We start from the raw sequence: 12949 nt of genomic DNA on the forward strand, positions 1-12949 counted from the left end.
CCCGGCGGCCGCGCCCGCCCTCCGCGCCGACCGGGCGCCCCGCTCCGCCGCCGGCGGACACATGATCGTCTGCGGGGGCGACGCCCTCGCCCACCGCCTCGCGCGCGAACTGCACGAGGTGTACGGGGAGCGGGTCACCCTCCTCGTACCGGCGCGGCCCGACGCGCCCAGCACGCCCGCCACCCGCCCCGGCCGCGCGCTGTCCCTCTTCGGCCGGGTCACCGCCGCCGTCACCCGCACCACCACCGTCTCCGGCGGGGACGCCGGCCCCGGCGGGCCCGTGGGCCCGGGGTACGGCAGCGGGCTCGGCGCCGAGGGCAGCCTGACGGTCGTCGAGAGCGCGGAGGCCGACGACCGGGCCCTCACCGACGCGGGCGCGGAGCGCGCCGCCGCCCTCGCCCTCGTGCACGAGGACGACGAGACGAACATCCGGGCCGCCCTCGTCGCCCGCCGCCTCAACCCCCGCCTGCGACTGGTCATCCGGCTCTACAACCGCAAACTCGGCCAGTACCTCGAAACCCTCCTCGACCAGGCCGCCGCCGTCGCCGAACCCGGCCTCGACCCCGAGAAGCTCGACGCCGCGACCACCGTGCTCTCCGACGTCGACACGGCCGCCCCGGCCCTCGCCGCGGCGGCCGTCGCCGGCACGAGCAAGGTGGTGCAGGCGGGCGGACTGCTCCTGCACGCGGTCGAGCGGACACCGTCCACCGACGGCACGGCGCCCGACCGGGGCCTGTGCACCCTCGCCCTGCTCTCCGCCACGGCCCGCGACCCGGCCGGCTGGGAGGGCTCCGAACGCAGCGGCGACGAGGGCCCGCGCCTCCTGCCCGACGACCGCACCGTCACCGAGTCCACCGGCCGTGTCACCGTCACCCTCGAAGCGGTCACGCCCGCCGGCAGCACCGCGGGCCCCGGGCGGCTCGCGGGCGCCGCGCTGCCCGTCGCCTCCCTCTTCTCCCGCCGCCTGCGCTGGTCCCTGGCGGGCGCCGCCGGCGCCGTCCTCGCCCTCGCGCTCGCGCTCACCGTGGCCACCGGGGACCACCCGCTGCACGCCGCCTACCTGACCCTGCTCGACATCTTCGCCATCGGCGAGCCGGCCGTCGGCGAGGCGACCAGCCGTCAGGTCCTGCAGATCCTCGCCGGCTTCGTGGGACTGCTCCTGCTGCCCGTGATCGTCGCCGCCGTCGTCGAGGGCCTCGGCACCTTCCGTACTGCGACCGCGCTGCGCCGCCCGCCGCGCGGCCTGTCCGGCCATGTCGTCCTCCTCGGCCTCGGCAAGGTCGGCACCCGTGTCCTCGCCAGGCTCCGCCGCCTCGGGATCCCCGTCGTCTGCGTCGAGTCCGACCCGGAGGCGCGCGGCATCGCCGTCGCGCGCCGGCTCCGCGTCCCCACCGTCATCGGCGACGTCACCGAGGAAGGCGTCCTGGAAGCCGCGCGCATCCCCCGCGCCCACGCGCTCCTCGCCCTCACCAGCGTCGACATCACCAACCTGGAGGCCGCGCTCTCCGCCCGCGCCCTCGCCCCCGACCTGCGGGTCGTGCTCCGCCTGTACGACGACGACTTCGCGACCGCCGTCTACCGCACCCTGCGCACCGCCCACCCCGGCGCCCTCACCCGCAGCCGCAGCGTCTCCCACCTGGCCGCCCCCGCCTTCGCCGGCGCCATGATGGGCCGCCGGATCCTCGGCGCGCTCCCCGTCGAGCGGCGGGTCCTCCTCTTCGCGGCCGTGGACGTCGCGGCCCACCCGCTCCTGGAGAACAGCAAGGTGGCCGACGCCTTCCACGCCGGCTCCTGGCGGGTCATCGCCATGGAACGCGCGGCCGGCACCCCCGCCGACGCGCCGCCCGACCGCAACCGGGCGTGGCGCCTCGCCCCCGACCGGGTCCTCGTCCCCGGTGACCGGGTGATCGTCGCGGCCACCCGCCGGGGCCTCGCCGAACTCCTGGGCCGCGGCCGGGCCGCCGGCCGCTCACCCGCTCCCGCCCCCGACGGGCCGGGCCCCCAGGGACCGTGACGCCGGCTCCGGTGAGGGACCCGCGCTTCCGGCACCGCATCCACCGGGCCCCGGACGGCCGTCCCCGGCGGGGCACCCGGCGTCCGCCCCCGCGTCTCGCGGGGGTCACCGGGCCCTCGACGGCACGGTCGTTCCCGGGGGGACTTCGGTCCTCGCCGGGTACGCGGCGGCCGGCCGGGACCCGGAGGCCGGGCCCGGACGGTCAGCCGGACCGCCCCCACTCACCCACGGGCGCGGCCCGCAGCGAGGAGACGAGCCGCAGCAGCCGGTCCTCGTTCCCCGCGAGGCCCGCCGCGCGCAGCGCCTCGTCGGCCTCGGCCATCGGGTTGGCCAGCATCGCCCCCGCGTACGGCGCGAGCGACGGATCGGTCAGCACGGCCTGCGTGGATTCGAGCAGCCGCAGGTACGCCTGGGCCGCGGCGCGCTCGGTGGCGGTGGTCGTGGTCATGTCGGGCTCCCTCTCGACGGATTGCCGCTCCCACCCTCTCGCACGGGTCTGACAATCGCCCTCAGCCACCGCCCTGGAGGTGTGTCACCAGCCGCTCCAGGAACACCCGCTGACCCGCCACGAGGAGCGGAGCCGCCGCCTCCGGGCCGAACCAGCCCACCCGGTCGACCTCCGGGAACTCCCGTGTCACCCCGGACCGCGGCGGCCACTCCAGCGCGAACGTGCCCGGGACGACCAGGTCCGGATCGACGTCCCCCTCCACCGCCCAGACGGTGACCGTCTTCCCGTTGCGCTGCCGGACCTCCCCGAGCGCGATCCACGGCCCCTCCGGCGCGGGCAGCCCCAGCTCCTCCTCGAACTCCCGCCGCGCCGCCGCCTCCGGCTCCTCCTCCGGCCCGTACTCGCCCTTCGGCACCGACCAGGCGGCCTCCTCCCGCGCCGCCCAGAACGGCCCGCCCATGTGCCCGATGAGCACCTCGACACCACCGTCGGGGGTACGGCGGTAGACCAGCAGACCCGCGCTGCGTTTGTCCGGCATGCCGTCAGTGTGGCCGAGGCTCCCCTCCCCGGCGCGGGGACGCGCCCGCGCCGCTCCGGCCGCCGCCCCGCCTCACTCCCCGGCGGCGACCACCACCGGACCGCCCTCCGGATCCGCCCCACCGGTCCAGCGCGGGCCGAGACGCAGCGAACGCCACGGTACGAGACGGGCCGGGAGCCGTTCCCGGCGCAGCGGTACGCCCCCCTGAGAGACACTCAGCACCGGCCTGTCCAGTGGGCGCTCCACCCGGACCAGCAGGGGGACGGGCTCCGCGCCCAGCAGGCCCGGCACCACCCATCGCAGTGCGCCGGCGGCCTCCACCGGCACCCCCTCCGGCCCGGCGCCGCCCCCCGCGAGCCGGTCGAGCACGGCCGGGGCGACGCGCCGCCCCTCCGCCGCCGCCACCCGCGCCGGCTCGACCCCGCGCAGCAGATTGCCGACCGCGAAGACGCCCGGCACCGCCGTACGGAACCGGCCGTCCACCAGCGGTCCCCGGCTGCCGGGCGCGAGCGGCACCCCGCCGCGCCGGGCCAGTTCGTGCTCCGGGATCCAGTCGCCGGTGAAGACGACGGTGTCGCACCGCAGCGTTCCGGTACGCCCGTCCCGCGCCCGCACCACCACGCCGGTCAGCCGTCCCCGGCCGAGGAGTTCCGCGACGACGGTCCCGGTGAGCACCGGTACGCCACCGGCCGGGGAGGCCGGCGGCCCCTCGGTGACGACCGCCGCGACGTCCGCCCCGGCGGCACGCAGGGCCCGCACAGCGTGCCGCGCCACCGGGTCGCCGCCGACCACCACCGCGCGTCGCCCGGCGAGGTCCCGGAGGCGGACGGGCAGCGCCAGGATCCGCTGGAGCTCACCGGTGGTCATGACCCCCGCCGGGCGGGTGCCCGGCACCAGGCGGGCGCCGCGGGGCCGCTCCCGGGCCCCGGTCGCGAGGATCACGGCCCGCGCCCGCACCACCTCCAGGCCCCCCGGAGCGGTGACCTCCACCGCGAGCGTCCCCGTGGCGGGCCCGCCGCCGGCCCAGCCGGTGACGGAGGCCCGGGTCCGGATCGTGGCCCCCGACCGCAGGGCGGCCCGCACGCAGGCGCGCGCGTACGCGGGCCCGTCCAGCGGCCGGCCCCGCGCGTCGGCGCCGAAACCGGGGTGCGCGCAGTGGCGTGGGACGCCGCCCGCCGTGCTCTCGCGCTCCAGGACCTCGACCCGCCCGGCGCCCGCCGACGCCAGCCGCGCGGCGGCGGCGAGCCCCGCGGGACCGGCGCCCACCACGAGCACGTCCACCCGCCGGTTCACGGCGCCCCCGTCCCGTACCGCGCGAGGAGCACGCGCAGTTCCGCCCCGCAGTGGTCGCCCTGGCAGCGGCCCGCACGCGCGCGCGTGCGGCGGCGCAGCCCGTCGGGCCCGGCCGGTGGGATCGGCGAGGCGAACGCGTCCCGGATCTCGCCCCGGGTGACCCGCTCGCAGTGGCAGACGATCGTGCCGTACTCCGGATCGCGGGCGACGAGACCGGCGTCCCGGTGGGGGCGGGGGAAGGCCGCGCCCAGGTTCGGCATCCGCACCGGCGCGAGGGCCCGTTCGGGGCCCGGGTCGAGTCCGCAGTCGGCGAGGAGGCCGAGCACGTGCTCGGCGAGGGCGAGGGAGGAGGAGAGGCCGGTGGACCGGATGCCGCCGGCCGTCACGTACCGCTGCCCGGGGTGGGCCGCGCACCGGTAGTCCTCCTGGCCGGTGGCCGCCCGCAGTCCCGCGTAGACGGCCGTGACCTCCTCCTCCAGGAGCGCGGGCAGGATGCGGGCCCCCTGGGCGCGCAGTCCCGCGAGGCCCTCGGCGGTCGTGCCGGTGGCCCCCTTGTCGCTCAGGTCCTCGGCGGTGGGGCCGAGCATGACGTTGCCGAAGACGGTCGGGGTGATCAGCACGCCCTTGCCGAGGCGGCCGGGCACGGGCAGCAGGATGTGCCGGACGAGGTCACGGGCGAGGGAGTCGAAGACGAGGAGCTGTCCGCGCCGCGGGGTGACCGTGAAGTCGTGGCGGCCGAGCAGCGCGTCGAAGGCGTCGGCGTGCAGGCCGCAGGCGTTGACGAGGTACCGGGCGCGCAGCACCCCGCGCGGGGTGACGAGCCGGTGCCACGGCTCCCCGGGGACGACCCCGTCGACCCGGCAGTTCAGGTGCAGGTCGACACCGGAGAGGACGGCCTGGGTGGCGTACGCGAGGGTGGTCGTCCAGGGGCAGATCACCGACTCGCCCGGCACGTCGAGGGCGGCGAGCGCTCCGGGCCCCAGGTGCGGTTCGCGTCGCCGCAGTTCGTCCGCGCCGATGATCCGGGTGCGGTGGTGGCCGTTGCGGGCGGCCTTGTCGGCGAGTCCCGGCAGTGCCGCCCGCTGGTCGTCGTCCCAGGCGACGAGCAGCGCGCCGAGCGGCTCGACGGGGATGCCGGCCTCGGGGGCGTACGCGGTCAGCATCCGGTGCCCGTCGCGGACGAGCCGCGCCTCGAGCGTGCCGGGCGCGGCGTCGAAACCGGTGTGGAGGAGGGCGGTGTTGGCCTTGGAGGTGCCCTCGCCGACGTCGTTCGCGGCCTCGACGAGCGCCACGCGCAGCGGGTGACGGGCGAGGGCCCGCGCGACGGCGCAGCCGACGACCCCCGCGCCGACCACCACGACGTCGTACGCGGCGGCCGGGCCGGCGGGCAGCGGGCCGGTGCGCGTGACGCTCACGACGCGCCCCGCGCGGGGCGCTCCGCGAGGACGGCGGTCACGGCGGTACGGAACCGGCCGAGCCGCTCGGCGGCCTCGTCGGGCCCGATCCGGGGCTCGTACACGGCGGCGGGCCGCCACTCCGGTACGGCCTCGTGGACGGCGAGCCCCGGCCGGCGGCCGAGCCGGGCGACCGCGCCCACGCCCAGGGCGGTGGCGTCCGGTGAGGAGGCGACCTCCACGGGCAGTTGGAGCAGGTCGGCCTGGGTCTGCATGAGCAGCGCGGAGCGGGTCAGGCCCCCGTCGGCACGGAGCGAGGTCAGCGGCGCTCCCCGGTCCGCGGCCACGGCCGAGGCGAGGAGCACGACCTGGGCGGCGATGCCCTCGCACAGGGCGCGGACGAGGTGGCCGGGCGTGGTGTCGAGCCCGAGCCCGGTGAGGGATCCGCGCGCGTCGCCCCGCCACCAGGGAGCGGCGAGGCCGGCGAGCGCGGGCACGAAGGTGACGCCCCCGGAGTCCGGTACGCCCCCGCCGACGGGGTCGATCTCCTCCGCCCCGGCGAGCACCCCGAGGTCGGTGAGCCAGCGCACGGCGGAGGCCACGGTGTACACCTGTCCGTCGAGGCAGTGCGTGACGTCGTCGCCGAGCCGCCAGGCGACGCAGCCCACCAGTCCCGAGGTGCCGCGCCGGGGCTCGGGTCCGGTCTGCGCGAGGAGGAAGGCGCCGGTGCCGTAGGTGCACTTGGCGGCGGCCGGATCGGTGGCGCTCTGGGCGAGCAGGGCCGCCTGCTGGTCGACGAGGAGTCCGGTCAGCGGCAGGGGCGGCCCGAAGGCGGTGGTGGTGCCGACCGGGGTGTCGCAGCCGACCACACGGGGGAGCCGCTCCCCGTCGAGCCCCCAGAGGCCGCGGGCCCGGTCCGACCAGGCGACCGTGTCGAGGTCGAGGAGTCCGGTGCGTCCCGCCGTCGCCGCGTCGGTGACGAAGGCGCCGGTGAGGCGGTGGACGAGCCAGGCGTCGCTGGTGGTGACGACACCCGCCGTGGTGGCGTGGCGGCGGATCCAGGCCATCTTCGGCGCGGCGAAGTAGGGGTCGACCGGAAGGCCGGTCACGTACGCCAACTCGTCGGCGTGAGGGGCGAGTTCGTCACAGATTCCGGCGGCCCTGCGGTCCTGCCAGACGAGCGCGTCGGTGAGCGGCCCGCCGGTGGCGGGGTCCCAGGCGAGGACCGTCTCGCCCTGGTTGGCGAGACCCACCGCCTCGACCGGGGTGCCGGCCTCGGCGAGCGCCGCCCGGCCGGCCGAGACGACGGAGTCGTACAGCTCACGCGGGTCGACCTCGACCCGTCCGCCCGGCAGGTACCGGGGCCGTACGGGCGCCGTGCCCGTACCGATGACTCCGCGCTCCGGGCAGAGGACGAGCGCCTTGGTGCCGGAGGTGCCCTGGTCGACGGCGAGTACCGGGCCGCCCGTCATGCCACCGCTCCTGTCGTTCCGTCCGCTCGGTGATCATGTGGTCACCGAAAAGGGCCAGGGTGCCGCCGCCCGCCCCGGGCGTCAAGAGCCGTCCGGGGAACCTGTCAGGTCACCCTCGGCTCACGGACGAAAAGCCAAATCCGGTCGCTGGCCGGATAGTTACGGTCACGCAGGAAAGTGGACCGGTCACGTCCAGTGCCCCCTATAGTGATCGCCGACCGACGGCCGGGACTCCCGCCGGGGGACTGACCACCCCCTTCACCGCACCGAGGAACCATGTCATCCACACCCCGCCCCACCCCCTGATGGCCGGTCACGGATTCCGGCCCGTCTACCACCCCGCCGGCCACGACCACGCCCTGCGCCACGCCGTCCAGGAGGTGCGCACCGGCCGCTGGGTGGCGATGGCCGGCCTCCTCGACGAGACCTCGGGATGGGACGCCTGGACCCGCCGCACCCAGGTCCTCGCCACCGTCGCCGCCGGCACCGACGTCGTGCACGCCTGGCGCACCGAGGAGCCCGCGAGCCTCGCCGCCGCCGTCATGGCCTGCCGCGTCGCCGTCGAGCGCGCCGTCCGCGCCCACCGCTCCGGCCACGTCCGCGCCCGCGACCTCTGGCACGAGGCCCGCGCCGCCTGCCGGGAGACCGCCGACCGCGTCCCCGCCGACCCCGTGCCATGGATCGGCCTGCTCGCCCTCGCCGCCCTCGACATCCGCCGCGACCTGCCCGAACACCGGCTCGCCCCGCCCGGCCCCATGCTGCCCCCCGGCCCCTGGGGACTCCTCGCCGAGGCGGAGAAGCGCGACCCGCACAACCGCGAGGCCCACCACCGGATGCTCCAGTTCGTGTACGCGGGCAGCGGCGGTCCGCTGTCGGAGGCCGTCAACTACGCCCGCTGGGCCGAGGCCCAGGCCCCCGTCGGCTCCCCCCTGCACGCCCTGCCGCTCTACGTGCGCGTCGAGCGCTACCGCCGCGAACGCGGGCACGAGCGCGCCCTCGACCTCCACTGGGTCACCGAGGACGCCGTGCGCGACGCCCGCGCCGCCCTCGACGGCTGGTTCCTCTTCTGTGCCACGGAAGAGGCCTCCCAGCTCGACCTCAACCACCTCGCGCACGCCCTCTTCGGGGCCCTGCGCTTCTCCGACGCGGCCCGCGTCTTCCGGGCCCTCGGCCCCTACTACACGACGCTGCCCTGGGCGTACCGGACCGCGCGCCCCGACGACCGGGCCCTCGCCGAAGAGGTCTTCCTGCGCGCCCGCGCCCGCTGTCTCGGCGGCTGACCGGCGCCGGGACCGGGGGCCGCCACCCGTACGCGCAACACCCCGTACGCGTGCCGTCCCCGCGTCCCCCGCCGTCCCCGCCCCCGTCCCAGCCGATCCCGTCCCCGTCCCCGTTCCGCCCTCGTCCCCGTCCCCGGAGGAACACGCCCCATGTCCCGCACCGCTCCCACCGACGCGATACGCACGCCGGCGCCCGCCCCGGACGAGGAGGCCCGGCTCCGCGAGCTGGGCTACCAGCCCGTCCTCGCCCGCCGGATGGGCGGCTTCGGCAACTTCGCCATCAGCTTCTCCGTCATCTCCATCCTCTCCGGTTGCATGACGCTGTACGGCTTCGGCCTCGGCACCGGCGGACCCGCCGTCATGCTGTGGGGCTGGGCCGGGGTCGGTCTCTTCGTCCTCTGCGTCGGCCTCGCCCTCGCCGAGGTCACCAGCGCCTACCCCACCTCCGGCGCGCTCTACTACATGGCGGACCGCCTCGGCGGACGCCGCTGGGGCTGGTACACCGGCTGGCTCAACCTGCTCGGCCTGCTCGGAGCCATCGCCGGCATCGACTACGGCGCCGCCCTCTTCACCGGAGCGTTCCTCAACCTCCAGTGGGGCTTCGAACCCACACCCGGCTCCACCTTCCTCATCTTCCTGGTCATCCTGCTGCTCCACGCCGTCCTCAACCTCTTCGGCGTCCGGCTCGTCAGCGTCCTCAACTCCATCAGCGTCTGGTGGCACCTCGCCGGCGTCGCCGTGATCGTCGGCGCCCTCGCGATCGTCCCCGACCGGCACCAGTCCGCCGAGTTCGTCTTCACCGAGTTCGTCAACGACACCGGCTGGGCCAACCCGCTCTACGTCGCCGCCATCGGTCTGCTCCTCGCCCAGTACACCTTCTCCGGCTACGACGCCTCCGCCCACCTCTCCGAGGAGACCTCCAACGCCTCCGTCACCGCCGCCAAGGGCATCGTCCGCGCCATCTGGGTCTCCTGGATCGCCGGATTCGCCCTGCTCGCCGGCCTGACCTTCGCGATCCAGGACTACGCGGCCACCCAGAACAGCGCCACCGGAGTCCCGCCCGCCCAGATCCTCCTGGACGCCCTCGGCTCCGGCGGCGCCACCGCCCTCCTCCTCGTCGTGATCGTCGCCCAGCTGTTCTGCGGCAACGCGGAGGTCGCCGCCGCCAGCCGCATGGTCTTCGCCTTCAGCCGCGACAACGCGCTGCCCGGCTCCGCCCTCTGGCGCAAGGTCAGCACCCGCACCCAGACCCCCGTCCCGGCGGTCTGGCTCGCCGTCGCCGTCGCGGCGGTCCTCGCCCTGCCCTCGCTGTACTCGGCCACCGCCTACGGCGCGGTCACGGCGATCAACGTCATCGGCATCACCCCCGCCTACGCCATCCCGATCTACCTGCGGCTGCGCGCCGGCGACCGCTTCGTCCCCGGCCCCTGGAGCCTGGGACGCTGGAGCAGGCCGATCGGCTGGACCGCCGTCGTCTGGGTCGGGCTCGTCACCGTCCTGTTCTGCCTGCCGCAGAAGTCCCCGGTGACCGTCGACTCCATGAACTACGCCGTCATCGCGCTCGCCGCCGTCCTGCTCCTCGCCAGCGTCTGGTGGTACGTCGCCCGCCGTTCGTACGGCACGCCGACCACCTACGGCAGCGCCCGCGAGGAGTCGGAGATCGCGGAGAGCATCGTCTGACCGGCGGACTGGGGGCCCTCAGGCGCTGAACTCGTACGTCCAGGCCGCCGACCGCGCCGAGAAGTCGATGTCCGTGATCTCCAGGGCGTGCCCGTGCTGGTCGCTCACCACGCGGTGGACGAGCAGCCGGGCCGCCTCGCCCGCCGTCCCGGTGCCGGCTGCCCCGGCCGGCACCGGGGAGACGCCGACCGACTCCCGGTGGGTGAGCCGCAGCCCGGCCTGGTGCATCCAGTGGTAGAGCAGCCGCAGGTCGGGGCGGCGGTGCCGGTCCCTTCCCCGGCGGTAGCGGCCCAGTTGGGGGATCTCCGTGAGCGCGGGCCGGGAGAACCAGGACACCGCCCGCTGGAGCGGGGTGCCCTGCGGGCCGAGCACCACATGGCGGTGGACGAGCGTCGCCTCGCCCGGGGTGAGCAGCAGCCGCCCGGTCAGGTGAGCGGGCGGCACCTCCCAGGTGAGGGTGGCCCGCACCTGTGACCCCGCCGCCGGCGGCCCGCCGGGGAAGGCGGGACGGCGTGCCGTCAGGGCCGGGGCGCCGGTCTCCGCCTCCTCGGGGGCGCCGGCCGCGAAGGTCCCCCGCCGGTCGGTGACGACGAGCCGCTCCTCGCGCAGGAGGCGCAGGGCGCTCCGTACGGTCTGGCGGTTGACGTGATGCCGGCGGGCCAGCGTGCGCTCGGACGGGAGCCGGGTGCCGGGGGAGACGCGCGGCTGCGCGAGCTCCTCGCGCAGGGCGGCGGCGACCCGGAGATAGAGCGGCGCGTCCGCCACGGCCTGGGATTCGGGCTCGGCCATGAGAAACCCTCTCTTCGCTCTGCGTGACCGCGTGGAACGTGTGCGTCACCCTTCCTATCATTGGTCTAAACCAGTCCGCCAGGCTTGCCCGGCAGACTGGCCGAAAGGGACGGCGCGCACCGCCCGGACGCGCCCCCGTACGACGGCGCCGGCCCCGGTCGGAGGACCGGGGCCGGCGCGGGTTCGAAGAAGGATTCCGGGACGTCCGGGGTGTTTCTCCGGGCCCTTCCGGCCCGGGCCCGCCTACGCGTCCCGGCGCAGCGGCGGCTCCGTCGGCGACGGGTGGACGGGGCCGAGGAGGACCGCCCGCGCCACCCGTGGCGCGAACAGTGCCGTCAGCGGCTCCGCCAGGGTCAGCGCCCGGCGGAACGCCCCGCCGACCACCGGGTCGCCCGCCGCCCGCTCCTGGACGCGGCGCAGGTACCAGCCCACGGCCTGGTCGAGCGGTCCCGGGCGGGCCGCGTCGCCGAGGGCCCCCGGCATCTTCTTGTCGGCGCCCGCCGAGATGTCCCAGGCCTGCCGGGAGGCGCCGAGCAGCGCCTTCTGCACCGTCCGGGTGGTCGGGGTGCGGCGGGGGTCGGACAGGGCGCGGCGCAGCGCGACCGCGCTCATCGCGGCGACGGCCATGCCCTGCCCGTAGATCGGGTTGAAGGCGCAGAGCGCGTCGCCGGTGGCGAGGAAGCCGGCCGGGCGGCGGCCCGGACGGTCGTACCGGCGGCGGACGTTGGCGGTCCTGCGGAAGCCGTGCACGGGCGAGACCGGCTCCGCCCGTGCGATCCACTCGCTGATCACCGGGTGCGGCAGCCGCTTCGCGTACTCCTCGAACCCGCTCTCGTCCGTGGGCGGTTCCTCGCCGCGCAGCCCGGACAGGGTGACCAGGTGGTGGCCGTCCCCGAGGGGCAGGACGACCGCGCCGTAGGTCTGCGCCGGGCCCGGCACGATGTAGTAGCCGAGCGCGTCGGTGTCGAGGTCGGCCGGCGCCTTGTAGACGCGGGTGCCGTAGGCGAGTCCGGTGTCGAGGGTCTCCTCGTGCGGGGCCTCCGCCCCGATGTCGGCGAGCCAGTCGGAGGCCTTGGTCGAGCGCCCGGAGGCGTCGACGACGAGGTCGGCCTCCAGGGTGCGGACGGCGGCGTCCGGTCCGGCGCCCCGCTCGCGGAGCCGGACGCCGCGGACCCGGCTCGCGTCACCGGTCAGCCCCACGGTCTCGGTGCCCTGGAGGAGTTCGACGCGCGGATCGGCGAGGACCCGCTGCCGTACCAGCCACTCCAGCTGGGGGCGCGGCCCGCTGTAGAAGTGCGCGGTCGCCGGGGTCCGGCGGAACCAGCGGCCGGACTGCCACTGCACCATGTCCTCCGGTACGCCCACCTTGGGCGCGCCGAGTTCGCGCAGCTCGTCGGTGAAGCCGGGCAGCAGTTCGTCCAGGGCGCGCTGGCCGCCGGCGATCAGTACGTGGAGGTGCCGGCCCTGCGGTACGCCGGGGCGTGCCTCCGGCCCGTCCGGGACGCGGTCGCGCTCGACGACCGTCACCTTCTCGGCGTGCTCGGCGAGCACGCGTGCGGCCAGGAGTCCCGCGAGACTTCCCCCGATGACCACCGCGTGACGTGTCCCGCGGGTCCCCAAGTCGTCGGTCATTCCCGCCCTTTCGTGTCGTGGACTACGACTGCCCAGTATCCACGGCGGTACGGGCGGCGTCGCGGGCGCCGAGCCGGAGGTGCTCGATGTGGTAGACGGCCTCGTCGAGGAGCTGGGCGACGTGGTTGTCGTAGAGGCTGTACTCGATGCGGCGGCCCTGGCGGACGCCGGTGACCAGGCCGAGCGCGCGCAGCAGCCGGAGCTGGTGGGAGACGGCGGACTGTTCCATCTCGACGGCCTCGGCCAGCTCGGTCACGCCGCACGGGCCCTGGCGGAGCTTGGTGAGGATCATCAGTCGCGAGGGCGTGGCCAGGGCCTGGAGGGTGGCGGCGATGGTCGCCGCGGACTCGGCGTCCAGGCGGGTGGCGGGGGTCGTCTGGCCGTTCGCTCCGTGTCCCATGGGCTCATC

The 12949-nt window shown here is 76.4% G+C and carries 11 protein-coding genes; 3 read left to right on the forward strand and 8 right to left on the reverse strand.

The window, feature by feature from the left end; genetic code table 11:
• Positions 1-61 precede the first annotated feature (61 nt).
• On the forward strand, positions 62-2014 hold the full coding sequence (locus ABTY40_RS28055) for a potassium channel family protein (RefSeq protein WP_352062103.1): 1953 nt from the start codon (positions 62-64) through the stop codon (positions 2012-2014).
• 202 nt (positions 2015-2216) lie between these two features.
• Here the strand turns inward: ABTY40_RS28055 and ABTY40_RS28060 are convergent, their stop codons facing one another.
• From ABTY40_RS28060 to ABTY40_RS28080, 5 genes are all read right to left on the reverse strand, one after another.
• Positions 2217-2462, reverse strand: coding sequence for a hypothetical protein (locus tag ABTY40_RS28060; protein ID WP_345287761.1), 246 nt, complete (start codon positions 2460-2462; stop codon positions 2217-2219).
• Between the two features lie 61 nt (positions 2463-2523).
• Entirely contained in the window at positions 2524-3000 is a 477-nt protein-coding gene (locus ABTY40_RS28065; protein WP_352062061.1) for an NUDIX hydrolase, read from the reverse strand.
• Positions 3001-3072: 72 nt separating this feature from the next.
• The gene (locus tag ABTY40_RS28070; protein ID WP_352062062.1) at positions 3073-4293 is read right to left on the reverse strand and encodes an FAD-dependent oxidoreductase; all 1221 of its coding nucleotides are present in this window, start codon (positions 4291-4293) and stop codon (positions 3073-3075) included.
• Positions 4290-5708 (reverse strand): FAD-dependent oxidoreductase, encoded by a 1419-nt coding sequence (locus ABTY40_RS28075; RefSeq protein WP_352062063.1) that lies wholly within the window; start codon positions 5706-5708, stop codon positions 4290-4292. Before ABTY40_RS28075 ends, ABTY40_RS28070 begins: the two co-directional genes overlap by 4 nt.
• On the reverse strand, positions 5705-7159 hold the full coding sequence (locus ABTY40_RS28080) for an FGGY family carbohydrate kinase (RefSeq protein WP_352062064.1): 1455 nt from the start codon (positions 7157-7159) through the stop codon (positions 5705-5707). Before ABTY40_RS28080 ends, ABTY40_RS28075 begins: the two co-directional genes overlap by 4 nt.
• Before the next feature lie 305 nt (positions 7160-7464).
• Between ABTY40_RS28080 and ABTY40_RS28085 the strand changes: the two genes are divergently transcribed.
• Together ABTY40_RS28085 and ABTY40_RS28090 are read left to right on the forward strand one after the other, a co-directional pair.
• Complete coding sequence (locus ABTY40_RS28085; RefSeq protein WP_352062065.1) at positions 7465-8439, forward strand: hypothetical protein; 975 nt, start codon at positions 7465-7467, stop codon at positions 8437-8439.
• 150 nt (positions 8440-8589) lie between these two features.
• The gene (locus tag ABTY40_RS28090) at positions 8590-10119 is read left to right on the forward strand and encodes an amino acid permease (RefSeq protein ID WP_352062066.1); all 1530 of its coding nucleotides are present in this window, start codon (positions 8590-8592) and stop codon (positions 10117-10119) included.
• 18 nt (positions 10120-10137) lie between these two features.
• Here the strand turns inward: ABTY40_RS28090 and ABTY40_RS28095 are convergent, their stop codons facing one another.
• The 3 genes from ABTY40_RS28095 to ABTY40_RS28105 all read right to left on the reverse strand — a co-directional run bounded on the left by ABTY40_RS28095 (position 10138) and on the right by ABTY40_RS28105 (position 12940).
• Complete coding sequence (locus ABTY40_RS28095) at positions 10138-10908, reverse strand: GntR family transcriptional regulator (protein WP_352062067.1); 771 nt, start codon at positions 10906-10908, stop codon at positions 10138-10140.
• 243 nt (positions 10909-11151) lie between these two features.
• Complete coding sequence (locus ABTY40_RS28100) at positions 11152-12540, reverse strand: FAD-dependent oxidoreductase (RefSeq protein ID WP_352062068.1); 1389 nt, start codon at positions 12538-12540, stop codon at positions 11152-11154.
• Between the two features lie 22 nt (positions 12541-12562).
• Positions 12563-12940, reverse strand: coding sequence for an ArsR/SmtB family transcription factor (locus tag ABTY40_RS28105; protein ID WP_345287780.1), 378 nt, complete (start codon positions 12938-12940; stop codon positions 12563-12565).
• Between the last annotated feature and the right edge of the window lie 9 nt (positions 12941-12949).

It is taken from the genome of Streptomyces sp. NPDC126503, assembly GCF_040302405.1.
GTDB classification, from domain to species: Bacteria; Actinomycetota; Actinomycetes; order Streptomycetales; family Streptomycetaceae; genus Streptomyces; species Streptomyces gulbargensis.